The sequence below is a fragment of the Streptomyces sp. NPDC031210 genome (assembly GCF_055570395.1).
Genome location: NZ_JBVIHH010000016.1, coordinates 162,375 through 178,851, shown reverse-complemented (window position 1 = coordinate 178,851; position 16,477 = coordinate 162,375). Strand labels below are relative to the sequence as shown.

Below are 16,477 nucleotides of genomic sequence, written 5' to 3'. Positions count from 1 at the left end.
ACAACGGGGGACTTCGTCGTGGCTTTGATGCTGCCGAACGCACTTGAGTGGGTTCTCGAGATGTGTGGCTTCGAATGGCCCACAGGCAACGAAGACAAGATGATGGAGTGCGCCAACACCTGGCGCCAGTTCGCCGCTGATGTGGAGGCCCTCCAGGCCCGTGGCGTGAGCGCCGCCGGCAACGTCCTCGCCGAGAGCGCCGGCGACTCCATCGAGGGCTTCAACAAGACCTGGGAGAAGTTCGCCGGCGGCTCGGGCTACTTCGATGACGCCCGCCAGGGCGCCGAGCTGATCGCCATCTGCATGGACGCCGCGGCGATGCTCATCATCGGGCTAAAAGTGGCGGTGATCGCCCAGTTGATCGTCCTGGCGATCGAGATCATCGCGGCCCAGGCCGCCGCTCCCTTCACCCTGGGTCTGTCCGAACTCGGCGCGATGGGCGCGGCCGCCGCCACGCGGATGATCCTGCGCAAACTCCTCAAGGAGATAGCCCAACAGATCTTGCAGGCGGTGTTGGAGACCGCCAAGGAACCCTTTGTCTCCGCTCTGGAAGCCATGGTCTCCGACCTGGTCGCCCAGACCGTCGAGCAGAACTTCGGCAAGCAGTCGGGCTACGACCTGGGCCGCACCGCCAAGAAGGGTTACGAAGAGGGCAAGGAGGCCCTGAAGAACTCCGGTTCCACCTTCGGCGAGTCCCTGCGCGACGGCGCCGGCTCCCGCGCGGGGCGTGGCGCCCGCGACGGACTGACCAACAGCGGAAACGACGGCGGCGACAGCTCGTCGGACTCCGGCAACGACAGCTCGTCGAACTCCAACGATTCGTCGTCGAACGACAGCAGTTCCAACGACTCTTCGTCCAACGACAGCAGTTCGTCCAACAACTCCCCCAGCTCCTCCAGCTCCTCCAATTCGTCGAACTCGCCGAGCTCGTCCAACTCGTCCAACTCGTCCAACTCGTCCAACTCGCCGTCGAACGACAGCAGTTCGCCGAGCAACACCCCGAGTTCCAGTAGTTCGCCGAGTTCGAGCAGTAGTGACTCCGGGCGCAGGGCACCGGATATCGGCGGTCCGTCGTCCTCGTCTCCGTCGAGCGGTTCGGACAGCTCTTCGTCGAGCCCGTCCTCGTCGTCCGACGGCCCGTCGGCTTCGGGTTCGCCCTCCTCTTCCTCCAGTACGCCGTCCAACAGCAGCACGGACAGCACCGGCAGCCCGGACTCGTCGAACCCCTCGTCGTCCTCGCCCTCACCGAGCCGCGGCTCCGACTCGCCCAGCCCCTTCGACGTGGGCACCCAGGCCTACAACGAGAGCGTCGGTCGTCCTCCGGGCGACGACTCGGCCACCCCCGACTCGTCTCCGGACTCGTCCACGCCGTCCACCACGACGAGGCCGGACGTCGAGGGCGGACCGGCCCCCGACACCACCCCTGACTCCGCCCGTCCGGACAGCACACCGGACGCCCCGCCGAGCACGGCACCGGGCAACGAGCCGTCCATGCCCTCCAACTCCTCGCCCATCGAGGGGCCGGGCACCACGCCGGATGTCGATGGCTCCCCGGCGCCGGACACCACTCCGGACAGCGCTCGCCCGAGCCGCCCGGACGGCGTCGACGTCCACACCCCGGAGCAGGGCGCGTCGATCCCGGACCCACGCAACACCGAGCCCGCGCCCATGCCGTCCCCGCCGCCGGAGACAGACCGCCCCGAGGCCGCACCGGCCCCGGCTCCCGACAACTCCCGCCCCGAACCGGGCGTGCACCAGGTCGACCGCGACTCGGTCACCACCATGCCCGCACCGGCCCAGGGCCCCATGCCGGGCGACTCCAACGACGGCAACAACAGCGACAATCAGAACCAGAACCAGGGCAGCGGCCGCGTCTCCATGCCGAGCGGCGCCATGCCCGGCAACACACCCACCGCGAACCCCAGCCCTGGTCAGGGCCACGCGCCGACACCGTCAACACCGACCCCGCAAAACCCGGATGACGAAAACATGGGCCTCATGGGCAACGTCGCCACGGCGACGCCCCCGGCCCCCGGTACGCAGTCCGGTGAGGCGGGCAACCCGCAGGCGACCCCGTCATCCGCGACGCCCTCAACGTCGACCCCGGGTGCCATGCCACCACCGGCGGCCGGCCCCATCCCGACGCAGGCGCCGGCGGCAGGCACCCCCAGGACAACACCGACGACACCGCGGGCCACCAGGCCCAGCGCCACGACGCCGCGTACGGAACAGCCGAGCACCAGGCCCACGACGCCGTCGCGGGACACCCAGCAGAACCGTCCCGCATCGCCGCCGCGCACCGAGACGCCGCGCAGCGAGACGCCGCGCAGCGAGACACCGAGCCGCTCGACCACGCAGCCGCGCACCGACACACCGCGTACCGAAACGCCCAGCCGCCCCACCACACCACCACGCACTGACACGGCGCGTGCCGAGACTCCGCGCACCGAGACGCCTGGGCGCCCGACGACGCCGCCGCGCGGCGAGCAGCCGACGAACCGTCCGGCGGACCAGCGGTCACCGGCCGAGTCCCGCACTTCCACGCCCAACGACCAGGGCATGCCGGCACCGAACGACCAACAGCCGGACAACCAACAGCCGAATAATCAACAGCCGAATAACCAGCAGCCGGACAATCAGCAGCCGGACGCCACCAACCAGACGCCCGATCAGCACCAGCCCCCCGCTGACGACAGCGCGCCCGAGCAACCCACGGCGCCTCCGCCGCCGCCCCAGGCAGACAACCTTTCGGACATCCGTAACGACCTGAACATCCCGTCCGAGGGCCTGACCACACCCGACCCCGCCCATCAGCAGGACCTCGAGAACGCCCACCCGAGGAACCCCGACGGCACCCCGCAGGTGTACGCGGACCCGCGGCAAGGAAACTGGGCCGGTCTGCAGAACGACGGCGGCCCGGCGGTGCCCGGCCGATCCAACAACTGCGCCGACTGCACCCGCTCGTTCCTCGAGACATGGTTCGGCCGCCCGACGGTGTCCGCCCCGCGCACCTTGGACCTCAATGCGGACGGCAGCCTGAACCGCTTTTCCGCGGAGCGCGACTCGGTCGACAACCAGGCGCGCTGGGCCGGCGCACCCAGCACGTACGCGGGCAAGGACCATCCCAACCCGTACGCGCGTATCGCCTACGAGCTGTCGCAGGCCGGGCACGGCTCGGCAGCCGTGATCGGCGTCAACTGGCCCGGCGGTGGCGGCCACGCCTTCGCCGCGGTCAACCACAACGGCCAGGTCCTGTTCGTCGACCCGCAAACGGGCGTCGTCAGCGAGAATCCGATCCACCTGGGCGCCCAAGAGGTCTTCTACACCCCGCTGGACGCCAACCGGAATCCGATCACTCCGTACTTCCTGACGCCGTCGACGCCTCAGCCGTCCACGGAGAACACTCCGGACACCAACAACAGCCCGGGCCCCGACGCGTCGACGGATCAGTCAACTCCCAACACCCAGTCGGCCGGACCTTCCACCACCTCGCCGTCCACGGAACCGTCCACGGACGAGGCCCCCTCCGACAACGACAATGACGGCACGACGGCCGAACAGAACGCGAACGAGGGCGACACCGACACGGCACCACCGTCGACGACCCCGGAATCCTCCACAACGCCGGAGACGACGCCTGCCCCCGGAATGGCGCCGACCCCGGAGACGACATCCCCGCAGAACGAGGACATCTCTCCGGACACGAACACCACCCAGGAGTCCAGCCCGCCCACCCCGGACCAGGCATCCGAGACCGCCCCGGACACGGACGCCACCACCGACCGGGACTCGGAAACGACCCAGGACTCGGACCCGACGGACCAGGACAGCTCGCAGCCCGACAACGCGCAGGACACGCAGGACAGCCAGGAATCCGAAGCCCCTCAGGATTCCCAGGATACCCACGACACCCACGACGACACCCACGACGACACCCAGGAAACCGAGAACTCTCAAGACACCGACCAGCAAGCGGAGTCGAGTGAACCGGTCTTCCCGTCCACCGCCACGCGCCCCTCCGGTCCACCGGATGGCTACGACGACCCCACCGACGCCGACAACCGCGCGCAGCAGGAGAGGTTCCCGCGCAACGAGGACGGCTCGTTCCAGCAGGCCCCTGACCCGCGTGAGGGCACCTGGGTCGACGATCTGCGCGGCCAGAGCCCCGACGAGTCCGGTCGCGACGTCAACTGCCCTGACGGATCACTGGCGTTCGTCGAGTCGTACGCGGGCAACCCCACGGTCGCCGCCCGCCGCAGCCCGAATGGGGACGGCACGCCCGCCGACACTCCCGAGCCCAACGGCCGCGACCGTATCGAGAACGCCCTAGGCGCCGAGTTCGACGACTTCGGCGACGGCCGCGACGCGTACAACAACCTGGAGACCGCCCTCCTCAACGAGGGCCACGGCTCACAGGCCGTGATCATCACCCAGAACGCCGACGGCCGTGCCCACGCCTGGAACGTGGTCAACCACAACGGCCAGATCGTCTACGCCGACCCGCAGACGGGCCAGCGCAGCACCACCCCGCTCCACAGCGGCACCAACGGCGTCTTCGCGATCCCGTTGGACGCCAACCGCAGGCCCGTCGGCACCACCAACCAGCCCGCCGCCCACACCCAGAGCCCGACCACCCCGACCGCGACCAACCGCCCGTCGCCGCAAGGCCCGGCCGGCATCACTGATCCGTCCGACAGTCAACCCAGCGCCGAAGCAACTCGCGAGCAGCGAAACCAGAGCCTCCCCGACCGGGAAGCCCCGGACCAGCAGCACGCGAATCTCCCTCCGGATCAATCACAGCAGGATCTCCGGCGGGAGCATAAGGTACGGCGGATTGATCTGACACCGGTCCAGCAGCAGATGCGGGCCTGGGCCGAGCCCCAGGGCAACCCGCCCACCTCCCCCTTGCGCGATCTGCTGCAGGAGTCCCTGGACCGCCGGCAGCAACATGCGGAGTCCGCACAGCACGTCCGCGACGCCAAGCAGGCTCTTGACGACGCCAAGAAGGAGGCCGACAGCGCCAAGAGGGCGCTGAAGAAGGCCGATCCGACGGAGCGGGCGGCTGCCGAGCAGCGACTGAACGACGCCAAGAACGCCTTGGCGGAGGCGAAGAAGCAGCACAAGGAGACGCTGCAGGCGCACCGGGACGACGTCTCGATGCCGGCGACCAACTTCACGGACAGCGATCTGCGCCGTCACCTCGACCCGGCGTGGTCGCAGATGAACGACGGTGACCGGTACGCCGCGCTCGCGACCTTGGGCCGGATGAGCCACTCCTTCCACGCGAACAACGCGGTGGGCGCGAGCCCGGAACCCGCGCCCAACAACGACCCGTACGCCGACGCCCCGCCCAAGAAGCGTCAGAAGATCGACCCGGCGCACGACCATCACGAGTCCGTGGCATCCACCCGACGGGAGGCCTCGGCGCGCCCCAAGGACGACGCCCCGCAGGACCTCAGGGATCTGTTGGACGCGACGGAGCGCAACTCCCCGGACTTCTCCGACAAGAACTACGCGGTCGTGGAGGTCGTCGACGAGCGCGGCGAGAGCCACTACATCATCGACTCCTCGGTCCCGGCCGCCTCGGATGCCGTGCGTCCACGGCACTCGGAAAGTCACATCCTGGAGTGGGTCGACCAGCTCAACAACAGCAGGGAAGCCGAGGGGAAGCCCAAGTACAAGATCGCCGGCCTGTACACCGAGCGGGAGCCTTGCGGTCTGCGCAAGGACATGTCCGGGCATGCGGACTGCTCCAAGACCATTCGCGACTCCGACGCGATGGACGGGGTGCCCGTGTACTACAGCACGACGTACCGGGTCGACCCTCAGCGCAAGGCGTTGCTGGAGCAGGAGCGCGCCGCCCTGCGGGACCAGGGGTTGACCGAGGCCGAGGCCAAGAAAGCGACGGAGGGCTTCAAGACGCCCAACCGCCAACTCATGGACCGGGAGATCCAGCAGCATCTGGACTTCGTCGACAACCTCATTTCGACGATGAACGACCAGGGCCAGACTCCCCTCACCACCACGGACCCCAACCGCACCACACCGGCGAACCCGGCAGGCGCCGACCGCCGTCCCCCCGCCGACCCGGCAGGCACAGACCGCCGTCCCCCCGCCGACCCCGCAGGCACGGGCCACCGGCCCCCCACCGACCCCGCAGGCACAGACCGCCGTCCCCCCGCCGACCCCGCAGGCACAGACCGCCGTCCCCCCGCCGACCCCGCAGGCACGCCGACCACCAAGCCGACCGATAGCGAGCGCACGCCTTCGGCAGACCCCGCGCGCGTCGACTCCCCTGTGGACAACGGGACTGCGGACCACGGGACTGCGGACCACGGGACTACGGACCGCGGAACTGCGGACCACGGGACTGTGGACAACGGGACTGCGGACAACGGAACTGCGGACAACGGGACTGTGGACAACGGAGCATCCGTGCCGACGGACTCGCAGCGCGGCTCGCAGCGCTCGAACCGCGACGTTTCGCAGAAGGAGACCGAACTCGCGGACGCGGGAGAGACCCCGCGCCCCACCACCGCCACCACGAGGACGGGCGAGCAGGCCGGCGCCCCGAACCCGTCCGCCGGCGAGCCTCGCGAGGGCTCCCCCGCCTCGGACGACCAGGCGGAAAAGCGAGGCCGGTTCAAGCAGCTCTGGCAGTCCCTGACCCAGTCGGGCCCGGCCGAGCCCACCGAGATCACCACTGAGGTGGACCAGCCGCACTTCGGCAACCACAAGAAGCCGGCGGAGTTCCAGCCCGACCGTTACGGCACGCCGCTGGACCGTCCGGACGGGACGCGCGTGCCGCTGTTCGACGGGCCTCCCTCGCGTGAGCAGACGCAGCAGGGTGCCATCGGCGACTGCGGCATGATCGCCACCTTGGGCGCCATCGCGAGCAGGTACCCGGATCTCCTCCAGGACATGATCCGGGAGACGGAGGACGGCAATTACGAGGTCCGTTTCCACGAGGTGCGGCGCAACAACTACGGCAACCAGGCTCCGACCGGCCGCATCCTGACCGTGCGCGTCACCCCGGACCTGCCCGTGTACAGCGACTTCCCCAACACCACCGCCTACGCCGAAGCCAACGACGTGGGTGTGGCCTGGCCAGCGATCATGGAGAAGGCCATCGCGGGCCTGGACCAGTTCTGGGACGACAAGAAGCGCGAGCACGAGTCGCAGTTCCCCGGCAACAAGGACTTCGACGACAACCTGCTGACGGGCTACTCCCGTATCGGCCAGGGCTCCACATCGGGCGACCGTGCCGAGCTGCTCGCCCAGCTCACGGGACGTACGTCGGAAAACCACGAATTCCCGACGCAGTACGATATGCAGGGCCGCAGCCCGGAAAAGCAACTCCTGGCTCACCTGCGGGAACTCACGGAAAGCGGCAGGCCGGTCGTTATCGGCACGCGCCCCAAGGGCACGGGTGTGGAGAACAAGATGGAGAAGGACCTCCTGAGTTCCCACGCCTACGAGATCGTCTCGGTCGACGACAAGGGCCTGATTCAGTTGCGCAATCCGCATAACTCGAACCATCCCCAGCCGCTGACCATCAAGGAGTTCATGAAATACTGCAGCAACCAGTACGCATCTTTGGAGGATGAGAAGTGAGTAATGCCGACACGATTCATCTCTGGCACGGGATTCAGCGACATACCGAGAACGCCAGGTTCGCAGTGATGGACATCTACCGGGAGTCCGACGCCTCGGTCAGGGTTCGGATCGTGACCGTCGCCGCCGAGAAGCAGGATCACACCCTCCGCGTTGGGGAGAACTTCCCCGTGGGCGACGAGACGTGGCAGCTCGCCGACTTGACGGGTTGGCCGAGCGAGGACGACTGGACCGTGGTGCTGCGCCGCGTCGCGGCTGCCGCATCCTGATTCCGCCACCACCCACCACGCGCAGGGTCGAGGAGTCATCGCGCAATAAGCAGGACCATGTTGAGACATGGTGGAGGACGGCGAGGGCCTGTCACCAGCCGACTGGCGTGATGGCGTCCTCGGGTACTCCGGGCGGCATCAGATCTCCCTCGCTGACGGTGTACGTCAACGAGGGGTAGACGAAGTCCGTTTCTGTGTTCTCGCGACGCCGCATTCGGAAGAAGTCGCGCCTCTGCTCCTCGTCGGCCGACGTGAGCCGCGTGCCCCGTGGCAGGTACGGGAGTCCGTCGCTGAACCGGATGAAGGTCTTCGCCGTCCGGAACGTCACGCCCAGCCACTGGTTGTCCGGCGCCTGGGCGGGCGCGTCCAACACGATCCTGTGCTTGAGTCGTCGATTCGAAGCGACGGAGAAGGCGACGATGCCGTGGTGGACGAGAGGGATCTCGAGCTTCTCGCCATCGGACTGCTTCGTTTCGAAGATCAGCTTCCTCGGCGGTCCGGATTCGGGATACCGGTAGCAGGAGAAGACAGCGATGAACGATTCGTCGGCCAGATCAAGGGCCTGGTCGGAATGGCTGCCCATCTTGGTGTACGCGTTCGTGTAGCGCTCGATGAGAGCGTTGTTGAAGCCGACCGGAAGTTTCGCACACTCCTGGATCTGTTGCGCCAACCGTTCGTGTACCGCCCGGAAACACTGCGTCGGGCTGCCGTATTGGGTGGTGGTGCGTACAAGAGGCACATCACCGGCCTCGTCGATCTTCGTCAGTGCGGCGCCCTGCCGACCCTTTCCCACGTCTTCCCAGCGCACCGACGCGGACAGTTCCGCGAAGAGGTTCTCGTCGGTCGGCAGAGTACAAGAGAAGATCTCGTCCGAGATCCTAGGCTCGTGGGGCAACGTAGTCTCCCGTGTTCATGCTGAAGAGGAATGCGTCGCCGTAGTCGATGAAGGACGAGGTCCTGTTCTCCTCGGCGTACAGCCTGCGCAGCGCGTCCATGCCGGCCTCTGCGGGAGGCTCCAGAGGCACCCGGTCGCCTGCCCCTGTTCCTCCCGCTGTCTTGAGGTAGGTGTGGCCGTCCTCATGCACGGCTTCGGCGCTCGAACAGCGGACCACGTATCCCAGTCGGGTCGGGAGCAGTTCGGCATCCAACCCCGACGGCCGGATTTCGTGCGTGTAGAGGCGGTTGGTGGACAGCGGAATGAAGAAGACGGAGCCGGGATACAGCGTCACGGTGAATTGCGCGGGGAACGAGGCGTCGTCGCGTTCCTCGGTCGGATCCTTGAGGCGGAAGCGGAGCCGGGTCAGACCGCTGGCACCCTTCACCCCGAAGTCGAAGGGGTCTTCGGCCAGCGGCCGCAGGTCATCGAGCCGATCGTAGAACGTGCAAAAGGCCATGATGCCGTTGACGGGCATGTCCTTGGTCTTGTCGGCATGCGCCGAGATCCGGGCCTTGGACTGCTTGCGCTCCGCCGTGGCAAGGGTGTTGTGATAGATCTGGGCCAGGACGTGATTGAGCGGTGCCTGGTTACGGAAAACAGTGGTGGCCTCGCGATTGAGGCCGTCGACGATACGTGTGTCGGTGGGCCCGAAATTCTCGGTGGGTCCAGAGAGATTCGTGGAGCATCGGAGCAGGCGGAAGTGCAGTGCGTCTCCGTCTCGTGTGACGGGCGTCAGATAGATTCCGCTGCGATGGGCCGTTCCCGGCTTGGTGGACTCCGTCAGGGACTGGAACGTGTGCTCCGCACGGATGCGGTCGAACTCATCGGAGCCGAGCCCGAAAAAGCGTCGGTAGTACACACCGACGCCGTGTACGCGGACGGGGACTCGGCCGAGGTCGACAAGGGGCCATGGCGCACCTACGCCCTCGGGGTAGCCGTGTGAAAGCTCCCGGATGACGAACACGCGGGCGGCATCCTGCAGTCGGCGGGCGCTGACCCCGGATATGTCGCCGCACAGATATACGGTCTTCCGTGCAAGGTCGAGTGAAGCTGAGGCCAGGTCCTCGGGCGTGTTGGTGGTCCCGAAGAAGGCCCTGACCCATTCCTGATCCTGCATCGCCGTCGGCGCGACCAAGATGTTGCTCGAATCGTCAACGCGGGCTTCTGTTTCCTCGGTTGTGCCCATTCAACGGTACCTGCCATCCACGCTTGCGAATAATCCCCCGGCGAGGAGAGCGAGGTGGCCAGGTCCGTACCCGAAGGGCGAGAAGGAAGCCACCCCCATGGCCTCGCTGTTCCGAGGCAGACGAGAGGGTTGGCGTCCCCTCGTGGAGAGGGAGCTGAGAAGGTAGCCCGTTCATATCCTCGGCACACGGAACGCTAGCAGGCCGGCCGGGAGCACGTCGTACGGATTCTCGGGTGTGCGCAGGCGACTGACGCCCAGCCGACAGGCCCTCGGGACACGATGGCGACGCCGTCCCATTACCGTGAGGGAGTTCGGGAGCAGTGGCGGCGAGGAGCGGCATGACTGAGACATCGATGGGCATTCCCGCGGAAGGAGTGCCCGGTCGCGTGGGCGCATGGTGGCGTGGCGGTGGGCGGGGCGGCGGCGTCGCCCATGTCGTCGCTCCGGTCGGTGTGGATACCGGGGCCGTCATGCGGCGGGTGCACGAGGGTGTGCCGGGGAGCGTGCTCGTCGATGCCACCGGTCTCACCGCCGAACAGGTCATGCACCGGGCTCTCACAGCGCTCGGCGTCGATCTGTCCCCCGACAAGCGGGACGACTGGCGTTTCGCGCTCGGTTCGTGGAGCGAAGAGCGGTTGTTGGTGCTTGTCAACACCCGCCGCGCCGGGCTCACCCGGCGGTCGTACGAGCCGGAGCGGCTGATCCGCAGCACCATCCCCTGGCTGGCGCGCGGGAAGTTGGCCGTGGTGACCGATACCGACCCCGAACTCCTGCCGCGGGGCGTGCCTCCCGAGGCCGTCTTCCGCCTGGCCGAGCCCGCCGGTGTCGTCCCCGCTCCCGACGTGCCGGCCGCCCTGCGGGCTCTCGCCCTGGCGGAGCCGCGCGTCGTGCCCATGCCCGTGTGGGCGGAGCTTGTCGTCGCCTTGACCGGCGAGACCATGTCTCACGACGCACTCACCGAGTTGGCTCGGGAGCATTCAGACGTCCTGCTGGTGGGACCACTTGGGGTTTCCTTCGCTGACGAGGCTGTCGCCGAAGCCCTGCGACGCCAAGTCGAATCCGAGGAACTCGTATGCGTCAGTCGGCACTTGGTCGCTTGGCTGCTGCGAACATCCGCCGATTTCCGTCATCCGGAGGGGTGGGCCAAGGCAGGAGCCGTCGGGCTGTACGCCGCCACCGGGCTCGCCATGCACGCCGTGCAGGCGGCGGCATACGAAGAACTTCTGCGCGATGGGCGTACGGTGGCCCATCTACCGCATACCGCACTCATGGACTCGGCGCGAAGCCGCAGCTTCATTATCCCCGGCAACAGTCCCGCCGCCGATGCAATTCATCTGTGGGGATGGGGGGTTGTGCCGCGAAGTCAGGGTGAGTGGGCTTCCTGGCTGCATTTGATGGCCTGGTCGCGAAACGATCTCGAATTCGCGTCGTCCGTGGCTTCGTCCGGTGTCTCACTTCCCTGGCGTACGAAATGGGCCCACTGGCGGCCGCCGGGTGGATACCATCCGCGTTTCCTCGAAGCGGGCAGGTTCGTCAGGCTGGCGGAAGTGCGCCGGCGGGGACGGTCCGCCATTGCCGGATTGCAGCAGCGTACGGTAGATGGATCGCCGCAACCGTACGTCTCCGTCCGGGACCTGGAGACGGGTGAGCTCGTCGCAGGTCTCTGGGAACAGGGTGAGATTCCGCAGGAAGATCGCACGGACCTGGCCCTGCCCCCGGCGACTACGACACCGACCCCATCGGCTTCACAGGCCGGCGAGAGTTCCGGGCATCCCACACGCCTGCGCGAACTGTTCGACTCGTCGTCCCCTCCTCGAAGCAAAAGCGCGTTCCTGCTTCCCTGCATCCCACTGACCGTGGGCGATGTCGTCGTGTTCGGGGGCGACCTGGGGCTGATCGCCATCCAGTCAGCGGACGGCGTGGACCCCTCGGACACCTTCGGCTCCCGGCAACGGGCCCTGTCCTGGGATTACGCGGACGCGGGCCCAAGCCGTCCCGTTGATGCCACGCCCCCGAACCACAGGGACCTGATCGCCCTTTTCGGCGAAGACGACATCTACGAGGCCGAACCCGAGGAACTCCCCGAGGAGTTGACCCACCAGCCGACTCGCGAGCTCTGCACCGGGTTCGGCCTGCCAGACATGAATGAGGGCGCCATGGCGCTACTGCCGTACGGGAATTGGGAAGTCGACCTCTTCGACGAGGCGGACTGGCCGGATGATGTCGAACCCGTGGCGGAACGCGGGCCCTTCTTCCAGATCGGTAAGTGGATGGGGGGCGAAATCGTCATCGACGGGCCCACCGGGCATATCCTGCGCGTCCCGACCGGACCCGACGAGGAGTATCTGGCCGGGCTTCCCGCTGCACGCGGCCTGGAGAGCTTCCTCACCATGGTCGCGCTGTGGGTCACCGGGCTCCGCACCCGTGCCCTCCTTCCTCCGGGCAACTCCGAGCGGGGGCAGATCACTTATTGGGTCTTGGGGGCACTGGCAGAAGTCGATGAGCGGGGCGGCGAGCAGCCCGCGTGGTCGTACGTCCTCCACAACGAGTGACACAACAAACGAGTGACACAACAAGTGATACATCGGTGTCGGCGCGTCAGCCGGAGAGGCGGGCGACAAGGCGCCTCAGCCCCTCCTGGCAGTTGACCCCCGTCTGGAGTGCCTTCCAGGCCCGGGCGGCCTGCGAATCGGACAGGTCGGGCAAGGTCTCGTCGATCCGTGTGCGCAGGGCCGGCATGGGCCTGGTGCCGATCAGGTCCTCGGGGCGCATCGTGGCCATCAGTCCTTCGACCGCCGGGCGTTCGGCTTCGGTCGGAAGGTCGGCCAGGACCAGCGCGACCACGTCCACGGACGCGAACTCCCGTGCCGCCGCCTCGTCCTTGAGCAGCTCGTCGACAACCCCGCCGATGTGCACGAAGGGGGCGAGCACCCGCACGAGCCCGTTCAGGTCGAGCCCCGCGCGCAGGCGTTCGCGTTGACGGTTCATCCAAGCGCACAGCACCTCACGGCCCAGGGGCGTGCGGCAGATGCCGGGGGTGCTTTGCCAGCTCTCGCGTTCCGCGGCGCGGTGCGGGCGGTAGTGATGGTGGTACGAGATCCCTGCCTCCGGTAGCCCTACCAGCTCGAGTTCGTTGTCGAGCCCGCTGCGCAGCTCGCGGGCGAAGCGCGGGTCCGCGAGCAGCCGGGTCAGGTGCGGGCGCCGGTGTACGACCATGTGGGCGGCGCCCGGACTGCCCAGTTTCGGCGGAGGGTCCGCCAACGGAACCCCGTGTTCGAGGAGTTCGTCCGCCAGGTCGAGCGGGATGAGGGCCCGCTTGCGGTCGGGCGCGGGGTAGGGCAGGCGCACCGGAACGGCGTCGGCTGCCAGACGTGGGGCGAGGCGCACCGCCAGGTCGTACAGCTCGTCACTCCGTGCACGCCACGTCGGCTCGCTCGCCAGCCAGTCGTGCAGCACGCGGGCGGCTTCGCCGGCGGGGAGCCCCGGCCGCTCGCCCGTCAACAGGGCCAGGGCACCGCTGCGTCGGAGCAGCGACAGCCAGTCCTCCGCGCTGTTCGCGTCGTCGGGGACCAGCCGCAGTACGTCGTGCACCGTTTCCGGGCGTCGCTCGACCAGCAGCTCCAGGGCCTTTCCCTTCAGGGCGTCGACCCAGAACTTGTTCACGTCACCCGCGCACAGCCCGACCTTCGGCACGATGCCCTCGAGCAGCGCGGCCACTTCGGACTCGGGATTCGCCCCCGCCGCCCGGGCCACCTTGCGCAGATCCGCGGCCATGCCCGGATACAGGTCGTGGGGCGTGTGTACGCGTCGCACCAGTACGTCGCGGAATCGCCGGAGTTGGTCCGGCGAGACCACCGCGCCTCGGCGAGCCAGTTCCTTGGCACACGCGCGTACCGCCCCGTTGGCCAGCGCTCCCTGGTCCGCGAAGGTGGCGTATCGGGCGTCGAGCCGGCGCTCGTCGGGCTTGGTGTGGTGCTCACGTTCGGCGTTCCTGGCGCGCGTGAAGTACCCGGTGGCGTACTGCTTGCGCTTTCCGCCCTCCTCCAGGCACATGTCGGCGAGTTCGTCGAGGAAGGCGGGGAGGAACCTGGGTGCCGTCGCGGCCAGGTGCTCCACGTCGTCGTCCAGGATGGACTTGTAGAGAAGCGGGCTGCCCCAGAGGCTCCAGCCGAAGGCGTAGGCCGCCTCCAGGGCCTCCTGTTCCTGGCCGGGGTACGCCGCCATCAGCCGCTCAGGGAACGGGAGCTCGCTGTCCCCGGTACCCCCGGTATCCCCGGTGTCCCTGGGAGCCTGGATGCCGGTCGCGAACGTGTCCGTCAGCTCCCATTCCTCCTGCGACGCCAGCAGCGCGTCCCAATGACGCGCGAAGGGAGACCTCAGGAGGAGCGTCATGAGGTGGCCGTCGGGGTGGACGTACGTCCGCGCGATCAGCGCCGCCTCGTCGGCATCCGATGCGGGCTGGTCTGCCGCCGGCTCGACCCCGGCGTCGGCGAGCACCTCGCGCCACACGGCGTCGGACTCGGCGAGGGCCATGGGCACGCGCGTGCCCGCGGTGGCCCAGGCTTCGGCCTGCACGCGCGCATCCCTACGGTGTCCCGTGAGCGCCCGCCGCAGCCGGTACAGCCTGCGTACGCCTTCGGTGTCCGCGAGCCGGTCGGGTATCTTCTGAAGCTTCTTGCCGCGTGGATTGCGGTAGACGACCTGGAGGTCGTCGTCCAACTCGGCGGTGTAACCGTCCGCTTCGTAGCGCCGACCCATGGCCCGGTACTGCCTCCCCGTCCTGATTGCCGCGACCGTCCTCGTCCGCGTACCCCTGTACCGCCTTCGCGTACATCCTCTCAGGTTGAGGACGTCGCGACGCGGCGCAGCACCACGAGCCAGTCGTCCTCGCTCGGCCAACCCGTCAAATCGGTGAGCTGCCATGTCTCGGCGCCCACGGGGAAGGTCTCCCCCACGCGGAGGGTGTGGGTCCGCTCTTCAGTGGTGACGGTCACGAGCAGGACCCTGACCGAGGCGTCGGACTCCCGGTAGATGTCGTGCACCGAGAAGCTGGCGTACCCGAGATTTCGCTGGATCCCGTGCCAGAGACCCACCGTGTCGGCGCTAGTCACTTCGCATCCTCCAGGCGGACGGGGTCGGTCAGAACAACCCGTGCCACATCTGCTCGACGATCACCGACCACCAGTTCCTCGGGTCGTCCAGGGCCGACGCGTCGATGGCGACGAGCTGCTCCTGGAAGTCGGCGACGGCGCTGCCCGCCATGATCGGGTCGAGCGCGATCATCTCCTCGCGCGTGGTGTGCAGGAGCGCGAGGGAGCGGGCGAAGGCGGACAGCGAGGCGTTGACGCGGCGGCCCGCGCCGCTTTCCGGAGTGACGGCCCAGAGCTGGCCGACCGGCTCACCCTCCAGATCGGACCCCGTGCACTGGACGGTGATCAGTGCGACCCCGTCGGTGCCGATCCTGACGTGGCCCTCCAGGAACGCGAGGGAGTCGGCGCTCGCCTGGGGGCCGATCGCGCGCAGATGCGTGGCGGCATTGCCGAACAGGCCGGCCGGAAGCTCCGCCTCTGGGCTGTCGGCCGTGAAGAAGAACGGGATGTCGGTCGGAAGCCCGGCCCATGTCAGCGTGGCCTTGGTGGCCTCGGGGAGCGGGGTGCCCGCCAGGTCGTCGGCGTCGTAGCGACGTACGCCGTCAGCGCCGAAGGCCTCCGTCAGCTCGCGGCCCAGCTCCACATCGCCGAGCGGCTCGGCCGGCTCCACGTCGGTCGGCACCGGGGCGCGGTGCGGCCGTGGCGGCGGCTGCTGTCCCGCGATCTGGTGCATCATCTCGACGTGCTGGAGCAGCCCGGCGATCGCCTCGGCGCGCTCCTCGCCCCGCAGGCCGTACTCCTGCGTGCAGGAGTACCGGGCGTTGGGGTAGGCACGGCCGATCAGGCGGCCCGGGTACCCGCCGGGGAGCAGGCTGGAGCTGAGGTCGGTGTGGATCGCGACCACGTTCTGCGCGGGGACGCCGAGGCTCTGGATCTCCGCCATGGCCTGGAACTCGGAGTGCGGCAGACCGGGGGCGGAGTTCTTGAAGAGGCTCGTCTCCTCGCCGGTGCGCGGGTCGACGTAGGTGATGACCGTGGTGTTGCCGGGGCCGGTGACCGGCGGCTGCGCGGGCGGCGCGGCCTCCTGGCCGCCGCCGTGCTTTTCCTGATACATCCGCACGACCTCCTCGACCGGCACGGACGGCCAGGTGCTCAGCTCGCCGGTGCGGCGGTCGACCACACCGCAGGAGTGGCCGATCGTGGCCGGCGGCCGGCGCTTGCCCGTGACCGGGTCACGCTCGATCGGCGGGGCCGCGGCCCACACCACCCAGCCCAGATCGAACTCCTGCATCCGCACCTCACGGCGCTCCTGTCCCTCGGGGTTGAGCCACCCCTCGGCGGTCGCGAGCGCCTGCTCCTGGCTGATCACGGGATCTCCTTC

At 68.4% G+C, this 16,477-nt stretch carries 8 protein-coding genes; 3 read left to right on the top strand and 5 right to left on the bottom strand.

Annotated elements, in window-relative coordinates; translation table 11 throughout:
* Positions 1-27 precede the first annotated feature (27 nt).
* The gene (locus ACZ45Z_RS26935; protein WP_468367494.1) at positions 28-7,614 is read left to right on the top strand and encodes a toxin glutamine deamidase domain-containing protein; all 7,587 of its coding nucleotides are present in this window, start codon (positions 28-30) and stop codon (positions 7,612-7,614) included.
* A complete protein-coding gene (locus ACZ45Z_RS26930; RefSeq protein ID WP_468367423.1) occupies positions 7,611-7,883 on the top strand; it encodes a DUF6406 domain-containing protein in 273 nt (90 codons plus the stop codon). Before ACZ45Z_RS26935 ends, ACZ45Z_RS26930 begins: the two co-directional genes overlap by 4 nt.
* A 91-nt stretch (positions 7,884-7,974) precedes the next feature.
* On the opposite strand, the gene ACZ45Z_RS26925 is transcribed toward ACZ45Z_RS26930, so the two are convergent.
* Positions 7,975-8,778, bottom strand: a complete 804-nt coding sequence (locus tag ACZ45Z_RS26925; RefSeq protein WP_468367420.1) for an alpha-ketoglutarate-dependent dioxygenase AlkB family protein — start codon at positions 8,776-8,778, stop codon at positions 7,975-7,977.
* Positions 8,762-10,006, bottom strand: coding sequence for a hypothetical protein (locus ACZ45Z_RS26920; RefSeq protein WP_468367418.1), 1,245 nt, complete (start codon positions 10,004-10,006; stop codon positions 8,762-8,764). The genes ACZ45Z_RS26925 and ACZ45Z_RS26920 overlap by 17 nt, the downstream gene beginning before the upstream one ends.
* A gap of 338 nt (positions 10,007-10,344) precedes the next feature.
* Between ACZ45Z_RS26920 and ACZ45Z_RS26915 the strand changes: the two genes are divergently transcribed.
* On the top strand, positions 10,345-12,558 hold the full coding sequence (locus tag ACZ45Z_RS26915; RefSeq protein WP_468367415.1) for an SUKH-4 family immunity protein: 2,214 nt from the start codon (positions 10,345-10,347) through the stop codon (positions 12,556-12,558).
* A gap of 46 nt (positions 12,559-12,604) precedes the next feature.
* Here the strand turns inward: ACZ45Z_RS26915 and ACZ45Z_RS26910 are convergent, their stop codons facing one another.
* From ACZ45Z_RS26910 to ACZ45Z_RS26900, 3 genes are all read right to left on the bottom strand, one after another.
* On the bottom strand, positions 12,605-14,764 hold the full coding sequence (locus tag ACZ45Z_RS26910) for a hypothetical protein (protein ID WP_468367412.1): 2,160 nt from the start codon (positions 14,762-14,764) through the stop codon (positions 12,605-12,607).
* A gap of 80 nt (positions 14,765-14,844) precedes the next feature.
* On the bottom strand, positions 14,845-15,117 hold the full coding sequence (locus ACZ45Z_RS26905) for a DUF6406 domain-containing protein (RefSeq protein WP_468367410.1): 273 nt from the start codon (positions 15,115-15,117) through the stop codon (positions 14,845-14,847).
* 28 nt (positions 15,118-15,145) lie between these two features.
* On the bottom strand, positions 15,146-16,465 hold the full coding sequence (locus ACZ45Z_RS26900) for an SUKH-4 family immunity protein (protein WP_468367407.1): 1,320 nt from the start codon (positions 16,463-16,465) through the stop codon (positions 15,146-15,148).
* Between the last annotated feature and the right edge of the window lie 12 nt (positions 16,466-16,477).

Excerpts from the sequence above, each read along its gene's own strand:
- ACZ45Z_RS26920 (WP_468367418.1), bottom strand. The coding sequence starts at position 10,006 with ATGGGCACAACCGAGGAAACAGAAGCCCGCGTTGACGATTCGAGCAAC.
- ACZ45Z_RS26935 (WP_468367494.1), top strand. The coding sequence starts at position 28 with ATGCTGCCGAACGCACTTGAGTGGGTTCTCGAGATGTGTGGCTTCGAA.
- ACZ45Z_RS26915 (WP_468367415.1), top strand. The coding sequence starts at position 10,345 with ATGACTGAGACATCGATGGGCATTCCCGCGGAAGGAGTGCCCGGTCGC.
- ACZ45Z_RS26910 (WP_468367412.1), bottom strand. The coding sequence starts at position 14,764 with ATGGGTCGGCGCTACGAAGCGGACGGTTACACCGCCGAGTTGGACGAC.